Source organism: Bifidobacterium oedipodis (assembly GCF_012932425.1).
GTDB classification, from domain to species: Bacteria; Actinomycetota; Actinomycetes; order Actinomycetales; family Bifidobacteriaceae; genus Bifidobacterium; species Bifidobacterium oedipodis.
The window spans coordinates 229,546-248,390 of sequence record NZ_JAAIII010000001.1 but is presented as its reverse complement, the minus strand read 5'-3'; the positions used below and the strand labels follow the sequence as shown (position 1 = coordinate 248,390).

The 18,845-nt window shown below is 58.7% G+C and carries 13 protein-coding genes; 3 read left to right on the top strand and 10 right to left on the bottom strand.

What is annotated here, in order from left to right; translation table 11 throughout:
- Positions 1–50: 50 nt before the first annotated feature.
- The gene (locus tag G1C95_RS01030) at positions 51–689 is read left to right on the top strand and encodes a hypothetical protein (protein WP_169171083.1); all 639 of its coding nucleotides are present in this window, start codon (positions 51–53) and stop codon (positions 687–689) included.
- A gap of 82 nt (positions 690–771) precedes the next feature.
- Here G1C95_RS01030 and G1C95_RS01025 read toward each other — a convergent pair whose 3' ends face one another.
- Positions 772–1,440, bottom strand: coding sequence for a sugar O-acetyltransferase (locus G1C95_RS01025; RefSeq protein WP_169171082.1), 669 nt, complete (start codon positions 1,438–1,440; stop codon positions 772–774).
- Between the two features lie 230 nt (positions 1,441–1,670).
- On the bottom strand, positions 1,671–4,373 hold the full coding sequence (gene acnA, locus G1C95_RS01020; protein ID WP_169171081.1) for an aconitate hydratase AcnA: 2,703 nt from the start codon (positions 4,371–4,373) through the stop codon (positions 1,671–1,673).
- A gap of 419 nt (positions 4,374–4,792) precedes the next feature.
- On the opposite strand from acnA, the gene G1C95_RS01015 reads away from it, so the two are divergent.
- Both G1C95_RS01015 and G1C95_RS01010 read left to right on the top strand, forming a co-directional pair.
- Positions 4,793–7,081, top strand: coding sequence for an alpha-galactosidase (locus G1C95_RS01015; RefSeq protein WP_169171080.1), 2,289 nt, complete (start codon positions 4,793–4,795; stop codon positions 7,079–7,081).
- 129 nt (positions 7,082–7,210) lie between these two features.
- Entirely contained in the window at positions 7,211–8,398 is a 1,188-nt protein-coding gene (locus tag G1C95_RS01010; protein ID WP_169171079.1) for an MFS transporter, read from the top strand.
- Positions 8,399–8,480: 82 nt separating this feature from the next.
- On the opposite strand, the gene G1C95_RS01005 is transcribed toward G1C95_RS01010, so the two are convergent.
- The 8 genes from G1C95_RS01005 to G1C95_RS00970 all read right to left on the bottom strand — a co-directional run bounded on the left by G1C95_RS01005 (position 8,481) and on the right by G1C95_RS00970 (position 18,824).
- On the bottom strand, positions 8,481–9,374 hold the full coding sequence (locus tag G1C95_RS01005; RefSeq protein ID WP_169171078.1) for an AraC family transcriptional regulator: 894 nt from the start codon (positions 9,372–9,374) through the stop codon (positions 8,481–8,483).
- A gap of 19 nt (positions 9,375–9,393) precedes the next feature.
- Complete coding sequence (locus G1C95_RS01000) at positions 9,394–11,919, bottom strand: HAD-IC family P-type ATPase (protein WP_169171489.1); 2,526 nt, start codon at positions 11,917–11,919, stop codon at positions 9,394–9,396.
- A gap of 116 nt (positions 11,920–12,035) precedes the next feature.
- The gene (locus tag G1C95_RS00995) at positions 12,036–12,611 is read right to left on the bottom strand and encodes a hypothetical protein (RefSeq protein ID WP_169171077.1); all 576 of its coding nucleotides are present in this window, start codon (positions 12,609–12,611) and stop codon (positions 12,036–12,038) included.
- Between the two features lie 9 nt (positions 12,612–12,620).
- Positions 12,621–13,886, bottom strand: coding sequence for a class I SAM-dependent RNA methyltransferase (locus tag G1C95_RS00990; protein ID WP_169171076.1), 1,266 nt, complete (start codon positions 13,884–13,886; stop codon positions 12,621–12,623).
- Positions 13,886–14,644, bottom strand: coding sequence for a DUF3159 domain-containing protein (locus G1C95_RS00985; RefSeq protein ID WP_169171075.1), 759 nt, complete (start codon positions 14,642–14,644; stop codon positions 13,886–13,888). The genes G1C95_RS00990 and G1C95_RS00985 overlap by 1 nt, the downstream gene beginning before the upstream one ends.
- Before the next feature lie 231 nt (positions 14,645–14,875).
- Entirely contained in the window at positions 14,876–15,733 is an 858-nt protein-coding gene (locus G1C95_RS00980) for a DUF3710 domain-containing protein (protein ID WP_169171074.1), read from the bottom strand.
- A 92-nt stretch (positions 15,734–15,825) separates the two neighbouring features.
- The gene (locus G1C95_RS00975) at positions 15,826–16,686 is read right to left on the bottom strand and encodes an exodeoxyribonuclease III (RefSeq protein ID WP_169171073.1); all 861 of its coding nucleotides are present in this window, start codon (positions 16,684–16,686) and stop codon (positions 15,826–15,828) included.
- A gap of 122 nt (positions 16,687–16,808) precedes the next feature.
- Positions 16,809–18,824 carry a dipeptide ABC transporter ATP-binding protein gene (locus G1C95_RS00970; protein WP_169171072.1) on the bottom strand — a complete coding sequence of 672 codons (2,016 nt, stop codon included), beginning with the start codon at positions 18,822–18,824 and terminating at the stop codon, positions 16,809–16,811.
- Positions 18,825–18,845 lie beyond the last annotated feature (21 nt).

Sequence of the window (18,845 nt, the reverse complement as noted above, 5' to 3'; positions counted from 1 at the left end):
TTATTTATTCGTCTATTCGTCGCTCAGCGCCACGTCATATGATAAGGCGCATGGGACATCATAGGGAACGCACGCGTGGCCGGCGCGAACTGGGCGATACGGTATGCAGGTGGCTGGTGGCGTCGCAGGTCGTCGTCACCGTGGCGGGTATCGTATTCGTATTGTTCGAAGGATTTCGCGAGAACGGCGACCGCACGGCAGTGTTGAACTTCTGCACCTTCTCCTCGACGGTGATCATCACCCTGATCTCCATCGTGATCCTGTGGACGGAGCTGATGCGCGGCTTTTGGACCGTGCTGGCCATGCTCGTTCTACCCAGCATCGAATTCATTCTTGGGTGTGTCGGCGCAACCCTGATGCTGGTGCAGATGGGCAAGCATGGGCTGGCGATGGTCGGACAGTTCGCGCTGATTCTCGCGCCGTTCCTCGGATTCCTCAACAACGCGATCCCCACCACGCATCAGGCAATGAAGGACAAGGAGCTCGCCGACCTGCGCAACGCACATCGGGCGATCAAAGCACACGAACAGCAAATCCAACAACTGGCGGAGCATGCGCCAGAACTTGAACTCTCCCTACAGCCACAAACGCAGACCTTCGAGGAACCAACGCGATGGAGGGAAGTCCTCAAATCCATCGCGTTGGCGCTGGCCGCACTGGCATACATCCTCGGATTCCTGTGGCGATAAACAACATGCCGTACATGCTCGACAACGTCACGTCACATTCCAGCGCAACGCCTGCCGCAGTCGTCAACAAGCTCTTAGGGAATTAGTCCTCCGACTTGCCCGCATGGGTGACGGCATCCTTCCACGCATGGTATTCAGCGGCCTTGCGCTCCCAATACTCGCGATCCGTGTCGCCGATCTCGCGTACGACGCGGCAGGGGTTGCCCACGGCAACACTGTGTGAAGGGATGTCCTTGACGACCACCGAACCAGCACCGATCACCACATCGCTGCCGATGGTGACGCCCGGGCAGACGGTCACATTGCCACCAAACCACACATCGTCGCCGATGGTGATGGGCAGCGCGCCTTCGGGGCCCGATGAGCGCACATCCGCGTCGATCGGATGGTAAGGGGTGAGCAGGTTGACGCGCGGACCAAAGAACACGCGGTCGCCGATGGTGATTGGAGCCACGTCGAGGAAGATGCAGTCCATGTTGGCGTAAAAGTTCTTGCCTACGGTGATGTTGCAGCCGTAGTCGCAGTTGAACGGCGGTTCGATGAATCCGCCTTCGCCGAATGCACCAAACAATTCCGTGAACAAGGCCTTGCGCTCATCAAACGCATCATAGGCGGAGTTGTTGATGGCATGCACCAAACGACGCTTGCGCATATTCAGCTCCTGCAGTTGCGGATCGTTGGCGACATAGAGTTCGCCTGCAAGCATGCGTTCGCGCTGGTTGGCGTATTCGGGGGTCGATTGCGTGGTCATGACTGGCTGTACGCTCCTTTGCTGTTTGAACGTCAATCGTTTTACATTTGTCGACTCATTAACTCTACCTAGTACAATCCCCCGCCGCAATAGTCAAAGATTGCACTATCCACCCCATTACTTGCATTATCTACCGCATCTACCATCGCTACAACAACAACGGCATGGGCCGCGGCTCCCTGAAGAACCGCGGCCCATGCCGTTGCGCTTCCAATGCCGAACGACGTCGGTTACTGGTGCATGAGGTTGCGCAGCACGTACTGCAGAATACCGCCATTGCGGTAGTAGTCGGCTTCACCAGGCGTATCGATGCGCACAACCGCATCGAATTCGACCGTGGAGCCGTCTTCACGGGTGGCGGTGACATGAACCGTCTTGGGAGTCACGCCGTTGTTAAGTTCTTCGACACCGGCGATATCGTAGGTCTCGGTGCCGTTGAGACCCAAGGACTCATAGGATTCGCCTTCGGGGAACTGCAACGGCAGCACGCCCATACCAATCAGGTTGGAGCGGTGGATGCGCTCGAAGCTTTCAGTGATCACAGCCTTGACACCAAGCATCACCGTGCCCTTGGCAGCCCAGTCGCGCGAGGAGCCGGTGCCGTATTCCTTACCGGCGAGCACCACCAGCGGCACATCGTTGGCGATGTAGTCGCGGGAGGCTTCGTAGATGGTCGTAGGCTTCTTGGCGAGGAAATCATAGGTGAAGCCGCCGGGCGTCACTTCCTCGCCCACGGAAGCTAGCAGCTGGTTCTTCAGGCGAATGTTGCCGAAGGTACCACGCACCATGATTTCATGGTTGCCACGGCGAGAACCATAGGAGTTGAAGTTCTTCGGCTCCACGCCACGATCGGTCAGATACTTGCCAGCAGGGCTTGAGGCCTTGAATGCGCCGGCAGGCGAAATATGATCGGTGGTGACGGAGTCGCCGAGCAGGGCGAGCACGCGTGCGCCGTGAATGTCGTTCACAGGTTCGGGCTTCGCGCTCATGCCGTCAAAGAAGGTCTGCTTGCGCACGTAGGTGGAGCTCTCGTCCCAAGCGAACAGTTCGCCTTCGGGCACGTCAAGGCCCTTCCAACGCGCATCGCCGTCGAACACGGAAGCATAGTCTTCCACGAACATTTCGCGCGAGACGGTGTTCTCGACAGTCTGGGCGATCTCCTCGTTGGAGGGCCAGATGTCCTTAAGGAACACGTCGTTGCCGTCCTTGTCCTGGCCCAGCGGCTGGGTTTCGAAGTCGAAGTCCATGGTGCCGGCCAGAGCATAGGCGATCACAAGCGGCGGGGAGGCCAGATAGTTCATCTTGACGTCCGGGCTGATGCGGCCCTCGAAGTTACGGTTGCCGGAGAGCACCGCGGTGACGGTCAGATCGTTTTCGTTGATGGCCTTGGAGATTTCAGGCAGCAGCGGGCCGGAGTTACCGATGCAGGTGGCGCAGCCAAAGCCGACGAGCTGGTAGCCGAGTGCATCGAGGTCATCCTGCAGGTTGGCCTTCTTCAGGTAGTCGGCCACGACCTGGGAGCCAGGAGCAAGCGAGGTCTTCACCCACGGCTTCGGCTTGAGGCCGCGAGCGTGCGCGTTGCGGGCGATCAGACCGGCGGCGATCATCACCGACGGGTTGGAGGTGTTGGTGCACGAGGTGATGGACGCGATGGCCACGTCGCCGTTCTCGATATCGAACTCCCCGCGGAAGTCAGTGGAGACGGCCACCGGCTCCTTGACAGTGTTCTCGGTTTCGTAGGCGGGCACCGTCTCTTCGAACTTCTGCTTGGATTCGGCGAGTACGATGCGATCCTGCGGGCGCTTCGGGCCGGCAATGGACGGCACCACGTCACTCAGATCAAGTTCCAGATATTCGGAGTACTGCGGTTCCACATAATCGGCCGCCGTAGTGTCGCCCCACAGCTTGTTGGCCTTGGCGTATGCCTCGACAAGCGCGATCTGTTCCTCGGAGCGACCGGTCAGGCGCAGATAGTCAAGGGTTACGTCGTCGATCGGGAAGATACCGCAGGTGGAACCGAATTCAGGACCCATGTTGCCGATGGTGGCACGGTTGGCCAGCGGCACGGAAGCGATGCCTTCACCATAGAATTCCACGAACTTGCCGACCACACCATGCTGGCGCAGCATGTCGGTGATGGTGAGCACCACGTCGGTGGCGGTGACGCCCTCGGGGATGGTGCCGGTGAGCTTGAAGCCGACCACGCGCGGCACAAGCATGGAAATCGGCTGGCCGAGCATGGCTGCTTCGGCTTCAATGCCACCCACGCCCCAACCAAGCACGCCCAAGCCGTTGACGGTGGTGGTATGGGAATCGGTGCCCACGCAGGAATCAAGGTAAGCCAAAGTCTTTCCCTGTTCCTCGGCCTTGGTCATAACGACCTTGGCCAGGTATTCGATGTTGACCTGGTGGATGATGCCGGTTCCCGGCGGCACCACACGGAAGTTGCGGAAGGCCTGCTGACCCCAGCGCAGGAACTGGTAGCGTTCGCCGTTGCGCTGGTATTCGATGTCCATATTCTGCTGGAGTGCGTCGGCGATACCGTACTTATCGATCTGCACGGAGTGGTCGATGACCATGTCGGACTGCACCTGTGGATTGATCACCTCAGGATCGCCGCCAAGCTCCTTGACCGCGTCACGCATGGTGGCCAGGTCGACGATACACGGCACACCGGTGAAGTCCTGCATCACTACGCGCGAGGGGGTGAACTGGATTTCATGGCTGGGCTGTGCGGCAGGATCCCAGTCAAGCAGCGCCTTGACATGCGCATCGGTGATATTCGCACCATCGATATTGCGCACCAGGTTCTCAACCAGCACCTTGAGGGAGTAAGGCAGATGGTCGATGCCGTCAAGATCGGCGATATTGTAATAGTCGTAGTCCTTGCCGGCGGCCTTGAGGGTCGTCAGCTGGCTGTCTTTCAAGGACATGCTTCCTCCGAAATTCGTGGGTCGGCTGTATGTCACCGATTATCCGACTTCAATGGTACAAGTACGTTACTTCTCCTCTGGCGTGTCGCGCCGGAATATGGGACAATTCGCGCTCCTGTGCGACATCCCTGAGTCACCAAGCCGAAACATCAAGGTCAGGCAGCACTCCCCTTAGCCGTCATAAGTTTGTCGGAAACATCACATTTTTCGCCTTGCAGGTCACATCCATAGCCCATGTGACCTGTGCGCAAATTCGATATCGTCATCCGGCACGTTTCAATCCGCATGATTCCAACGGCTTTGCGATAAGTCACGCAACCAGCCATATTGCCCACATTATCGGCTGTATTTCGCGGCTTACCGCGCCGATACTGATATCAACGGCACACGCCGAACATGATTGATCAAAGGAGATGTCCATGTCCAACCAGCCCCGGATTCTCGTGCACGACGCCAGCGAATTCCATCTGACCAATGGCTTGGTCAGTTACGTGATTCGTGCGAACGAACAGGGCAAGCTGCTGCACTTGTACTATGGCGCAGCCGTCACCGACCGCGATGATTTCGGCTACCTCGTTGAACTGCAGCGTCGTTCCACCGCATGCTGCCCGGTCACTGGCAATCTGTCGTATTCATTGGAGCACCTGCGCCAGGAATGCCCCGAATACGGCGCCAGCGATTACCGTATGCCCGCTGTCAGCATTGCGCAACCGAACGGCTCCCGTCTGACGAATCTCACCTATGCCGGCTACCGCATCATCGACGGCAAGCCCGCGCTGCATGGACTGCCGTCCTCCTATGTCGATGACGCAGCCGACGCCGCCACCCTGGAAATCGATTTGGTGGACACTCTGATCAACGTGACCGTAACCCTGACCTACACGGTGTTCGCCAATCTTCCCGTCATCGCCCGTTCGTCGAGCATTCACAATAATGGCACCGCCGCCGTGGATATTGAGCGCGTCATGAGCCTGAGCCTTGACCTGCCCGACGATAACTATGTCACGACGCAGCTGACCGGATCCTGGGCCCGCGAGCGCAGCATTGTGCGTCATCCGTTGCATCCGGGCATTCAGCAGATCGGCTCCCTGCGCGGCTCGGCCTCCGGACACGTGCACAATCCGGCTGTGGCGTTGGCTCGTCCGAATGCCACCGAATCAGCGGGTGAGGTGATTGGTGCCGCGTTGGTGTATTCGGGTAATTTCGAGGCGCATGTGGAGGTTGATGCCTTCGCCGTATCCCGTCTGCAGATGGGCATTGCGGACTTCGGATTCACCTGGCATCTCGAGCCGGGCGAGGAGTTCCAGGCCCCCGAAGCGGTGTTCGCCTACACCACCGAGGGTTACAACGGCCTGAGCCACGCCTTCCATGACCTTGTGCGCCACCATGTGGTGCGCGGCCCCTGGCGTGATAAGGAACGCCCGGTGCTGATCAACAACTGGGAGGCCACCTACTTCAACTTCAACGAGGACAAGCTCGTTTCCATCGCGGCCAAGGCCAAGGACGCCGGAGTTGAATTGTTCGTACTCGATGATGGCTGGTTCGGCGAGCGTAGCGGCGACACCGCCGGTTTGGGCGATTGGACGCCGAATAAGCAGCGTCTGCCCGAAGGCATGGGCGGTCTCGCCCGCCGCATCAACGACATGGGCATGCTCTTCGGCCTGTGGTTCGAACCGGAGATGGTGAATATGGATTCCGATCTGTACCGCGCCCACCCCGACTGGGTGCTGCATACGCCGGACCGCCCGATGAGCCATGGCCGTAACCAGTATGTGCTCAACTTCGCCAACCCGGATGTGGTGGACAATATCTTCGGGCAGATGCACGCCGTGCTGTCCAGCGCGAACATCTCCTACATCAAGTGGGATATGAACCGTTACATCACCGAGGCATACGATGTGACGCGCGATGAACGTCATCAGGGCGAGGTGTTCCACCGCTACATCCTGGGCATGTACGAGCTCAACCAGCGTTTGCTGGAAGCCTTCCCCGATCTCATCATCGAAGGTTGCGCCTCCGGCGGTGGCCGTTTCGATCTGGGTATGCTGTGCTATTCTCCGCAGATCTGGGCCAGCGATGACACCGACGCAGTGGAACGCATGTCGATTCAATACGGCACCAGCCTGTTCTATCCGCTCGCTTCCATCGGCGCGCATGTCTCCATCGTGCCGAACCATCAGACCAACCGTCTGACGACATTAAATACCCGCACCAATGTGGCCATGTTCGGCACCTTCGGATACGAGCTCGACTTGGGCACGTTGACCGACGAGGAATTCGAGCAGGTCAAGCACGATGTGGCGTTCTTCAAGCAGTACCGCGAAACCATCCACACCGGCGACTTCTACCGTCTGGTGTCTCCCTTCGAGATCGACCCGCGCCGCAATGGCAAAACCGCATGGATGGTCGTCTCCCAAGACAAGCGCACCGCAATCGTCGGCGATTACGCGATGCTTGAGCATCCCATGTCCCCGTTCTCCAGGCTGCATCTCGAAGGCCTTGACCCGCAGCTGGAATACCAGGTTGAGGTCATCGGCGGTGCCAGCACCATCAACGGCGGCATATTCCACGGCGATGAGCTTATGCGTGTGGGCATGATCGATTCCGATGCCTCCACCGGATCGTCCAGCGGCGAAGTCGATGATGCCAATAATCTGGGCGATCCGCACGACTTCGATTCGCGTCTGTTCGTGCTCACCGCTCGCTGACACTAACCGTCACCGCATAACTGAGCGGGTCAACAATACCCTCTATGGCGAGGCCGAAAGCCACCGGCCTTAGGCCTCGCCATGCCTTGTTCACTGTTTCAACGAAGAACACCCATACAAAGGATCATCATGACTATCAAACCCCAAAGTTTTATTACCAAACTCGCAGTGCTGTCCATCTCACTGATCCTGACCAGCGCCGTCGCCATCAGCTCCGCACTGCCGCAGATGCGCGAGGAGCTCGGCATCAGCATGACGCAAAGCGAGATGCTGTCAACCGTGCCGAACGTTGCCGTCGCAATCTTCGTGATCCTGTCCAGCTGGATTGCACAGAAGTTCGGCGTCAAGCGTGTGATCACCATTGGTGTACTGCTTATCGGCATCGGCGGCATTGTGCCCATGTTTGTTTCCTCGTACCCGGTAATTCTTGCCAGCCGTCTGCTGATGGGCGTGGGCTCGGGCCTGTACAATGCACTGGCCGTCTCCATCATCAACGCTCTGTACACGGGGGATACGAAGGCGAATCTGTTGGGATGGCGTTCCTCTGCCGAGAACATCGGTCAGGCGGCGTTCATGGCCATCGCCGGTCTGCTGCTCACCTTCGGCTGGCATTGGTCCTTCGCCATCTATCTCGCCGCATTCCCCATCGCCGCGTTCTTCTGGTTCATCGTGCCGGATATCACCATCGCCTCCGATACTCCCACCGACGAGCACGGCAAGAAGCTGGGATACGGCTCGATCATCAAGGAAACCAACCCCTTCGTGTACGCCCTCGCGCTGTTCGCGGTGCTGCTGGTGCTCAACTCCATCGCCATCCAGGTGCGTTTCCCCTCCATCTGCAACGAGGTGATGGGCGAAGGATTCAACTCTGGGCTGGTGCTGTCGCTGATGCCTCTGGTCGGTATTGTGGCGGGCGCCGTGTTCGGCACGGTTCATAAGCTCACCGGTAAGGGCACCTTGTACCTTGGCCTGATCGCCTATATCGCCGCCAATCTGCTCATTGGACTCTCGAACGGCAACTTCGCTATGGTTCTGGCCGGTATGCTGGTCTCGGGCATCCCCTGCTCGTGGTGCTTCCCGTACATCTTCAACGGCATGGACTCCCTGACCAGCGCCCGCACCATCGCCTTCGCCACATCGACGATTTTCATCGGCACCAATACCGGCACATTCATCGCGCCGTTGGCCATGCAGGCCATCCAATCCGTGCTGCACACCGATTCGCTGTATGCTCCGTTCCCGGTGTTGGGTGGCATCTTCATCCTGATTCTCATCGGTCTGGCCGCTCATGATCTGATCAAGCGCCGTTCCGCCTGACGATTTTCAGACCCCATACCGTTAATGCCGGGTGACGACTCGATACGAAGCCGTCACCCGGCATTATGATATTCTGCCCTACTTATTCATCGATGTTGAATGCCGCCTGCAAGAATTCGATGCCAAGCCCCAGATTGTTGAGCACGCCGCTGTTCGATTTGCGGTATTCACTGGGTGTTATGCCGCGTATCTCACGGAAATTGCGGGTAAGTGCATCCACATTGGCATAGCCGCATTCGCCGGCCACTTCGCCCAATCCCATATCGGTCATATACAGCAGATCGCTGGCACGGGATAGGCGAATTCGTTCGATGTACTCCTTGATGGTCAATCCGGTTTCCCTGTGGAATACACGTGACAAGTAGCTGCGATCCACGTTGATCCGTTCGGCCACCCATGCCACGGAAATGCCGGGCTTCCACTGGTGGATGATTACATCAACCGCGGCACGTACCACGGGATTGACTGGGAACACTGTAGGGGCACCGCTGCGGCGCAATTCGACGGACAATATGGCCAAACATCGCAACGCCACTGCGTTCAGTTCAAGTTCATCCGCCAATCCCCCGCCGGTATAACGCAACGCCTGTGCAAGCAGACGCACGAACGGCAACGTGTGGTTGACGCCGAATGCCACCTGGTCGTCGGCGAATCCCATGGTTTTGAAGTACCGGCCCACCAAATCGCCTTCCAATCCGAACCACACGTATCCCCATGGATCATTATCGGATGCAACATACCGGATTGCCGCACCCGGGCGGATAAGAAACCCGTCTCCCTCCTTCAGTTCGTAATAGGATTCCTCGGTGAACACCGTGCCCGATCCCCTTAGTACTATGTGAATGACCCAGGGATCGTTCATTGATGGACCGTAATCGTGGCGCGGTTCGGTTTGTGATATGCCGAGATATGACAGCGCGATATGATCCGACGCATGATTGTCGGGCACACCAAAAAACAGCGAATGCTCCATCATGTCTCCTTCGAATCAAGGATTACGATTTCATATCATTATGTCGCCGTCGGCTAAACCCTTCCGCCAAGCGCGCCACATGCGGAGCGACGAATAGGCAGATGAAGAAGATGACCGCGGCGCCAGCGAGGGCGATCAGGGTGGCGATCAGCGTGCGCCCAGTCGGCAGTTGCAAGGCGAAGAAGTTTGCCACGAAGGGAATGAACATGCCGATTACTCCGGCCGCCGCGAAGAAGGCGACCAGTCCCCCGCGCCAACTATTCAGCGGCTGCGCTACACGAGCAAGCACAAACACACCCATCAGGAACAGGATGATTGCGCTGGTGGCACGCAACGCCGCCAGATCCGCATCCGAAGCGGCGATATTCCATCCCATAATGCCGGGCAGGAACCATGCCGCGCACAAGACCGACAAACCTGTGGCGATGCCGCCGGGCAAGGCGAAGTGCACAACACGTTTCAAGAACCCGGGAATATAACGACGTGTATTCGGCGCGAGTGCAAGCACGAAGGCCGGCACACCGATGGTCAGCGCCCCCACGTAGGTGATGTGGCGCGGCAGATACGGGTACGGGATGGCCGTCAGCACCACGCCGAGGGAAATCAGCGCGGAGTAGACGGTTTTGACGAGGAACAGTCCGGCGACGCGTTCCATATTGGCCATCACCTGACGTCCGCGGGCCACCACGTCGGGAAGGTGGGAAAATTTAGAGTCCACAAGTACCACTTGTGCCACGGCTTTGGTGGCAGGTGCCGCATTGCCCATGGCAATACCAAGATCGGCCTCTTTGATGGCCAATGCATCGTTGACACCGTCGCCGGTCATGGCCACCACATGGTTGCCGGTATGCAGCGCCTGAACAATCGCCTTCTTTTGGTTGGGCAGCACGCGACCAAGCACATCCACGTTTTCCAGCACGCGGGCCAATTCGTCGATATCGGTTGGCAGATCACGTGCGTCCATGGCAACAGGGGCACGATCACCAGTGAGTCGTACGTTTCGGGCGATGGCACCCACGGTGACAGGATTGTCACCTGAGATGATCCGGCAGCGCACGCCCTGCTCACGGAACCAGGCAAGCGTGGCCTCAGCATCCGAGCGCACGCGTTCGGCGCACAGCACCAAGGCGACAGGAATGCTGGATGGATCGAGCTGGGGATCATCCGCGAAATTGTCTGGAACATTGGATCGGGAACAGGCGATAAGCAGCACACGGTTGCCGTCGTCGGCGTATGCGTTGACTTGGGTGAGGATGTCGGTGTAGTCGCCGTCCAATGCGGAAAGAATAACTTCGGGGGCACCCATGGTCCATATAAGATCGTGAGCGGAGTCGAGGGATTTGGCAATGGCGCTCCACTTGCGGGCGGACGAGAACGGAACGCGCACGGCAACCGCACCGGCCTGGTAACCCCGCTCCCCCAAACCGGCCAATATGGCCTGCCCGGTGCCATTCGGATTCTCCTCATTGGACAGGTCATAGAGTGCCTGCAGCACAGTGTGTTCATCCCATATGCTGTTTGCGGCATGACCCGCATCGGCACGGCCACTCCCGGGATGCTGCTCAGCTGAATCCAGCATCACCAGCTTCGAGAAAGCAATGCCGCCGTCGGTGATGGTGCCGGTTTTATCAAGGTTCAGGCAATCGACACGAGCCAGTGTCTCCACCGATTCCAGTTCCTGCACAAGGGTGTTCTTGCGAGCCAGTCGAATCGCCGCCAGCGCAAAGTTCAAGGAGGTCAGCAGCACCAGTCCTTCGGGAATCATGCCGACCACACCAGCCACGGCCGAGACGACGGCCTGTCGCCATTCGCCAGTGGCGAGCGCGGCCTGCCAGCCGCCCACGGTGCCGATCTGCGAGATGATCAGCAGCACGCACAACGGCACCACCAGGAAGGTCATGAACTTCAGGATGGTGTTGATGCCTTTGTTCAGGTCGGACACGGTTTTCGTGTACACCTTGGCTTGGGCGGTCAGTGTGGCGGCATAGGAGTGTTCGCCCACGGCGTTGACCTTGATCAAGGCCATACCGGAGACGGCGGTGGCACCGGAGTAGATCTGTTCGCCTTCCTTGTGGCGCACGGTGCGCGATTCGCCGGTGAGCATGGATTCGTCAAGTTCCAGACCCCATGTGCGCACGATATGACCGTCGGCCGGTACCTGTTCACCGGAGCGGATCCAGAGCAAATCACCAAGTACGATTTCGTCGTGTGGCACCGCCACGTCTCGCCCGTCACGATGTACGAGAAAATCCGAGGCAACAAGAATGGAGAGCTTGTCAAGGGTACGTTTGGCTTTGAGCTCAGTGATAATGCCGATGCCGGTGTTGATGATGATCACGAAACCGAATACCGCATCCCTCCACGAACCGGTGATGAGCACCAGCACCATGGCGGCGACAATAATGCCGTTGAACAGGGTGAACACATTGGCGCGCACAATGTCTGTGATGGATCGGGAGGTGGAGGTTTTGACCTTATTGGATTGCCCGCTTTCGATACGTTGGGCAACTTCTTGGCCACTCAGGCCCGATTCATCCACAGTGGGCATGGCAATGGTCGCGGCGTCACTCAAACTCATGCCTTCCACCCTACCCGACCTGTTGCGCATACACGGTCATTCCGAAGATGGATACTTGCTGAATTCGAGCGAATCAATTACTCGCATCAGTGCAATGTGGTGACCATAATGGTGCGTTCATGCGGTTCGTCGTGCTGGATGGTCACCAAAGCCTCAGCAATGGGCGTGGCATCCGTAGCCCGGTCGTTCACGGTGAGCGAAGCCGCATAATACAACTCATTGTCAGGAGGACTAACCGGATTGAGCAGCACGACAGGAATACCCGCCTGACGCGCATTGTCAAGCACCGCGTCCCAACCTTCGCGACTATCGTTGGTGACATTGATGCCACTGATCAGCACAAGATCAACCGCTCGCGCCACGAAATCGTCAACGGCCTGCTGCGCCGTTGCGGTTGTATCGTTCACAGCGTCAAGCGAGGCGTAATAGGATTGCAACTCGGCGTCCGACAACGCATCCATCACCAGCGTGTCGGCGGAGGAATCCACAGATCCGACAACGCCGATTTCCATATCCGACTTATGCGTTGAATCATGGGCGACTTCGGGCATCGTATCCTGCGTGTCACCCACCGCCCTGCCAACCGGAGTGCAGGCGGCCAGCGACAGCATCGACAGCGCCACCGCCGCGCATCCCAAATGCTTTGCCATTCGCCGTATCATGCTGACCATTTATCGGGTGAACAAAGCCACGGTTTCCACGTGGTGGGTCATCGGGTAAATATCGAAGGCGCGGATGTTCTTAAGCGTGTATCCTTCGGCGATCAACGTGGCGGTATCACGGGCGAGACTGGTCGGGTCGCAGGCGATATACACCACGACACGGGCACCTGCCTCGGCAATCTGCCGGCATACCTTGGCGCGGGCACCGGCACGCGGCGGGTCAAGCACCACAGCATCCGGGCGGGACAGATGCGCGGGCACGCGTTCCAAAGTTTTGGACACGTCGCCGGCGCGAGCATCGACATCGCTCAGGTTCATAGCGCGCAGGTTGCGCTGCGCGTTCTTGACAGCTACGCGTGCGCCCTCCACGCTCAGCATGCGCGTGCGTTCACCGGTAAGCGTGGCCAGCGGCAGGGTAAACAAGCCAGAGCCGGAATACAGATCCCAGATCACGGGTGCGATGTTGCCGTCCAGTTCGCCGTTGACCAGATTAATGACATGGGTTGCCAGTGCGATGGGTGCCTGACGATGAATCTGCCAAAAACCATTGGCATCGACTTTGTAGTTGAACACCGTGCCATTGATGGTTACCTGTTCGTCGAGCAGCTGAGAGCCTGCGTTGAGCACACCATCGATAAGCACGGCGAAATTATCACGCTGCGTCTCGTGTGCAGCAATGTTCCGCGGTTCGGGCACGGAAAGGCGAATCTGTGCACCAGGCTCGAATCCGCCGTCCCAGACTTGTTCGCGTTCGGCAACATCCAGTAGAGTGCGTGTGGCAAGCGGCATGGTATCAATGGGCACGCGCACATGAGTGCCGCGTCGACGCATCGACGGTTTGCCTTGTTCATCGGCGATCATTTCAATACGCGTACGCCAGTTCAGACCGCCCGACTCCTCATCGCCGGGCATACGCTCGATAGGCACCGCCACATCGACGTGCCCCAGGCGATTCATCTGCTCGGAAACGGTGACGGCCTTCCATGTCAACTGCCCAGGCAAGCTCACATGCACCAAATCGGCACCGCCCACTCCCCCGCCTTGGGACAGGGGCCCGGCAAGCGGCCATGCGGGTTCGACACGGTCGTCAGAGGGTTCAAGCACCTCCACCACTTCGCCGGTCCAGAAACGATCGTCACGATCACAGGGCTCGTCAAGTTCGATGCGCACCAGTTCGCCCGGCAAAGCGAAGCGTACGAATACTACGCGCCCATCAATATGGGCCACACAACGGCCTTGGTCGGCGTATCGTTCGATGCGAACCTCAGTGCGCATTATTCCTCCGTCGGATTCATGGGATTCGTGGAATTCGTCGATGCGGCAGCTGCCTCAGACTCGCGGGCGCGCATCTTATGCCTATGCATAGGAGTGGCGATAATCAGATAGCTGACCCAGATGGCCAACGCCCAGAATGGGATGCCCATCACCAGCCTGGCCACGCCAAGCGCCGCGACATGATTGGACAGGTACAACGGCACCTGCACAATCAAACGCAGGGCAAACAAACCAACCCATAGGCCGGTGATAATCATATAAGCACGTTTGAGCTCTTTGTCGCCCATCCAATCGGCAAACCATGCCTTCAAATGCTCGGTGGGCATGGTGCGGATGAATTCCACCATCAGTCCCAAGCCGGGCACGCGGGCAAGCAGCGAAACGGACAGCAACACAATGTATACGGCATTGGTCAAAAAACCGTAGATATAGTAATTACGCGCCTCATGCGTCTGCCACGCCCAAATCAGGCAGATGGCCACAGCAATCAGGCCAGACAATGCGCCCATCACCGATTGGCGTTGAATCAGGCGCACAATCACCTGAAGCACGGCAAGTACAGCGGAAACCCCAATCGTGAGATTGAGATTGCTGGTGGCAACAAACAGCACCACGAACACCACGCCTGGCAGCATGGATTCGATCACACCTCGCGGACCGCCGATGGCATCAATAACGGAGAAATCATCGGCTTCGCCGGCTCCGGCCAAAGCGCCCAATCCGGTACGCTGCTGTGATTGCGAATTCTTGTCTGTCATAGAGTGGGCTCCGTAGCTGACAGTTTGTTGGACTGTCAGACTTTGCGTGCGGCCTTGATGTGGGTTGTTGTGAGGTTGGACTTGGGCCAGCATCTATCAACTGGAACGCTAGTTGACGCGTGCGCTGCCGGTACAGTTTGGATATAAGGATAGCTCCGTCACTTGGCAGCCCACCGGGCTGCCAAGTTCCTCGCGTGCGCTGACCTTGTGGCTTTCCTTTGGAAAGCCGGGTCAGCGCACCTCAGAGAACATGGGGCCGCGAGCGAGCGTGGTTTTGACTTCTGTCTGCTGATCGTAGTTCAGCGGGCCCTTGGGCTTGTTGTCCGGAATGTCCTTGAGATGCTCCTTGCCCTCCTCGTTTGCGGCGGCTTCGGCCGCGGCCTTGGCGGCCTTGCGCTCGGCGGGTGCAACAGGCGGATGCATGGGAATCAGGTCGCGCGGAGCGAGCGGTTCCTCGCCACGTTCAACCACGATGCCGGAGAAGAACAGGTTCAAAGCCTTGGCCTCGTCATGTTCGGGGTTAACAGCCGCATTACCGGAGAAAATGCCACGCAGCATCCAACGCGGGCCGTCAACGCCAACAATGCGGGTGTTGACAACCTTGCCGCCCTTGACGTTAACCGGCAGCCTCAGTTCAGTGCCAAACACGCCCTCGATTTCGCTGGCAGCCTTGTTAGCCTCCAGCAGATCAGCACGCACGTCATCCCACAATCCCATGGTCTTGGGCGCGGCGAACGCTTCAATCTCCAGGCTGGAACCGCCAAAGGTGATGGTGGAGCCCAGCACGGTCTGGGTGGCGCGGTTGGCCTTGATACGCAGTTCGATGCCCTGCATGAACGGCAGGTAATAGGCACCAAGATCCAGATAGTCGTCGTAATCGGGCACGTTCTCGTCATCGACATCCCACGGACCGCGCTCGTCACCACGACCTTCATAGGCACTGGATGGCTCAGCAAGCGTAGTTTCGGCGCTTTCGGCCTTGGCCTGCTCATTGGCAGTCTCAGCGGCCACCTCGTCCTCATCCACCGCCTCGACGGCGGGCTCGGCTTCCTTCTTGCTCTTTTTCTTGCCGAATCCGAACAATCCCATGTTTCCTCGTTTCTTACGAACGCTGTGGCCAAACGTTATAACCTTGCTAAGCCTAGCACCTATCAGCCGCAATAGCTGAAAATTTCCTGACGTCACACCTCGTAGGTAATCGTCAACGGCGCATGGTCAGACCATCGCGCCTCATAGCTGGGTGCTTTGTCAATGACGAAACCACGGGCGGTTTCGGCCAGTTCGGGCGTGGCGAACTGGTAGTCGATGCGCCAGCCCACATTATTGTCGAACGCACGTCCGCGTTGGCTCCACCATGTGTAGGGGCCTTGGATGTCGCCGGCAAGATCGCGCATCACATCCACGAATTCGTATTCATCCAGCCAGCGATCCACGTAGGCGCGTTCGGCGGGCAGAAAGCCGGCGTGCTTCTCATTCGCCTTGGCGTTTTTGATATCCAACGGCGTGTGCGCAATATTGAAGTCGCCACACAACACGGCCTGCTTGCCACCGTGCGCGGCTTCGTCGCGCAGCTGGCCCAAGCGTACAAGCATGGTGTCGAGAAAACGGTATTTCTGCTCCATTTTCAGCGGGTCATCGGTATTGCCGGCATGCACGTACACGCATGCGACGGTAATCTCATAGCCTTGCGGAGTGGTGACGTCCGTCTCGACCCATCGACCGGAATCCACGTCCTCGTCCAATCCCGGCAGTCCGTAGCGTGTCGCGGTAACCGGCAGGTCGGTCAGTAAGCCGACACCGGCACGCCCTTTCACACGACATACCTCGTTGGCGCAGTGCAGTCCATCCGGGGAGGTGATTTTGCCGGCTGTGGCATATTCGAAGGCGAATCCTTCGAAAATCGGATCGATCTGATCCTGTGGGGCGCGCACCTCCTGCATGCACCACACGTCGGGGGTGTTCTTGCCGACCCATTCGTCGATGCCTTTGCGCTTGGCTGCGCGGATGCCGTTCACATTCGAAGTCGTAATGGTGATGGTCATGGTTCACGACCATAGCAGCGGGCGGTTACGTCGCTCTCGTCCAGTAACGAAGAAACCCGACCGTTTACAGGTCGGGTTTCTTGATATCACAACGTGATACAGGCAGTCAGCTTGAATCAGCTTTAGTCGAGGCCAAGCTGGAGCTTACCGCCGGGAATGGCGTCAAGCAGGTCGCGCGTGTACTGCATCTTCGGATTGTTGAAGACCTCGTCGGTGGTGGCGTGTTCGACCAGACGACCGTGCTGCATCACCACCACTTCGTCGGCGATCTGACGCACCACTGCAAGATCGTGGGTGATGAACAGGTAGCTCAGTCCCTTTTCGGCCTGCAGGTCGTTGAGCAGGCGCAGCACCTGATCCTGCACCAGCACATCCAGGGCGGAGACAGCCTCGTCGCATACGATCACGTCGGGATCAAGCGCCATGGCTCGTGCGATGGCGATGCGCTGACGCTGGCCGCCGGACAGCTCGTTGGGGTAACGGCCCATAACGGACTGCGGCATCTCCACCATGTCAAGCAGTTCGCGTACACGCTTTTCACGGCTCTTATTGTCACCGATCTTGTGGATGCGCAACGGCTCCTCAATGGAACGGTAGATCGAATACATCGGGTCAAGCGAGCCGTAGGGGTTCTGGAACACCGGCTGCACATGGCGGCGGAAGTTCAGCAGATCCTTGGCGTTGAAGGTGGATGTGTCGCGGCCCTCATAGAACACCTTGCCGGACGTGGGTTGAAGCAGGTGCAGTACCATGTTCGCCACGGTGGACTTGCCGGAGCCGGATTCGCCCACGATGGCCAGCGTAGTGCCGCGCTTGACGGAGAACGACACATCATCGACGGCCTTGAACATCTCCTTCTTGCGTGGCAGCTTGAATTCGCGCACCAGATGATCCACGGTGATGATGTGCTCGCTCTTGTCCAGTGCGGCTTCACCGGCCACCTTGTGCTCGAGCAGAGCGTCAACGTTTTCGCCGCGCTCATGCGCGGAGATCAGACGCTGGGACGCCAGGGAGGGCGCTGCGGCCACCAGACGCTTGGTGTACGGGTGCTGGGGGTGCTGCAGCACTTCAAGGGAGGGACCAGATTCGACGACCTGGCCCTTGTACATCACCACGATATGCTGGGCGCGCTCGGCGGCCAGGCCCAAGTCGTGGGTGATGAACAGCACTGCCGTTCCGAGATTGTCGGTGAGCATGCGCAGGTGGTCGAGGATGCGCTTCTGCACGGTCACGTCCAGAGCGGAAGTGGGCTCGTCGGCGATAAGCAGATCAGGGCGGCAGGCCAGACCGATGGCAATCAGTGCACGCTGGCGCATACCGCCGGAGAACTCGTGCGGATACTGACGGGCGCGGGTGGCGGCATCGGGCAGACCGGCTTCGGACAGCAGGCCGGCGATGCGATCGTCCATGGTGGCGCCAAGCACATACTTTTTGGCAATGCTCCATGCCTGTTCGCTGGCCACGCCTGCCTTGATGAGGTCATCGGCCACACGCCAACGGGTTTCGGAACCCGGAACCCATTCGCTTTCGAAGCCGGCTACAGCCTTGTCGAAGGCCTCGCCGGTCACGCCAGCTGCGTTCAGGGCCTTCTTGGCCGCATCCATCAGCTCAGGCAGTTCCTTGGAGCCGAGGAAGGTCTCATCATCATTGCCCTTGAGTTGCACTGCGGCCTCACCTGCGGCCAGTGCCTTGGCCAGAGAGGAACGCTTTTCATGGGCGACGTCCATATTGTTGGCCTTCAGTGCTTCCTTGACCTGCGTGCCGATACGCCACACGGGGTTCAGGTTGCTCATGGGGTCCTGCGGCACCAGACCCATCTTGGTGCCACGCAGCTTGTCGAATTCGGACTGCTTGGCACCGGCGATTTCCTTGCCGTCGAGTTTGATGGAGCCGCCGACCACGTGGCCGGTGCCAGGCAACAGGCCCAGCACAGCCATAGCGGAGGTGGACTTGCCTGAACCGGATTCGCCCACGATGGCCACCCACTGTCCGGGGTACACCGAGAAGGACGAATCACGCACGGCATGCACGGCCTTGCCGGTATCCGTGGTGAAGTCGATGGCCAAGTGGCTCACTTCCAGCAGCGGCCCATGTTCCTTCTGCATGGCGCGCAGATCGGAGTTGACGTTCTCAGTCATAATGTTTCCTTACTCCCTCGC

Excerpts from the sequence above, each read along its gene's own strand:
- G1C95_RS01030 (WP_169171083.1), top strand. The coding sequence starts at position 51 with ATGGGACATCATAGGGAACGCACGCGTGGCCGGCGCGAACTGGGCGAT.
- G1C95_RS01025 (WP_169171082.1), bottom strand. The coding sequence starts at position 1,440 with ATGACCACGCAATCGACCCCCGAATACGCCAACCAGCGCGAACGCATG.
- acnA (WP_169171081.1), bottom strand. The coding sequence starts at position 4,373 with ATGTCCTTGAAAGACAGCCAGCTGACGACCCTCAAGGCCGCCGGCAAG.
- G1C95_RS01015 (WP_169171080.1), top strand. The coding sequence starts at position 4,793 with ATGTCCAACCAGCCCCGGATTCTCGTGCACGACGCCAGCGAATTCCAT.
- G1C95_RS01010 (WP_169171079.1), top strand. The coding sequence starts at position 7,211 with ATGACTATCAAACCCCAAAGTTTTATTACCAAACTCGCAGTGCTGTCC.
- G1C95_RS01005 (WP_169171078.1), bottom strand. The coding sequence starts at position 9,374 with ATGATGGAGCATTCGCTGTTTTTTGGTGTGCCCGACAATCATGCGTCG.
- G1C95_RS01000 (WP_169171489.1), bottom strand. The coding sequence starts at position 11,919 with ATGCCCACTGTGGATGAATCGGGCCTGAGTGGCCAAGAAGTTGCCCAA.
- G1C95_RS00995 (WP_169171077.1), bottom strand. The coding sequence starts at position 12,611 with ATGATACGGCGAATGGCAAAGCATTTGGGATGCGCGGCGGTGGCGCTG.
- G1C95_RS00990 (WP_169171076.1), bottom strand. The coding sequence starts at position 13,886 with ATGCGCACTGAGGTTCGCATCGAACGATACGCCGACCAAGGCCGTTGT.
- G1C95_RS00985 (WP_169171075.1), bottom strand. The coding sequence starts at position 14,644 with ATGACAGACAAGAATTCGCAATCACAGCAGCGTACCGGATTGGGCGCT.
- G1C95_RS00980 (WP_169171074.1), bottom strand. The coding sequence starts at position 15,733 with ATGGGATTGTTCGGATTCGGCAAGAAAAAGAGCAAGAAGGAAGCCGAG.
- G1C95_RS00975 (WP_169171073.1), bottom strand. The coding sequence starts at position 16,686 with ATGACCATCACCATTACGACTTCGAATGTGAACGGCATCCGCGCAGCC.
- G1C95_RS00970 (WP_169171072.1), bottom strand. The coding sequence starts at position 18,824 with ATGACTGAGAACGTCAACTCCGATCTGCGCGCCATGCAGAAGGAACAT.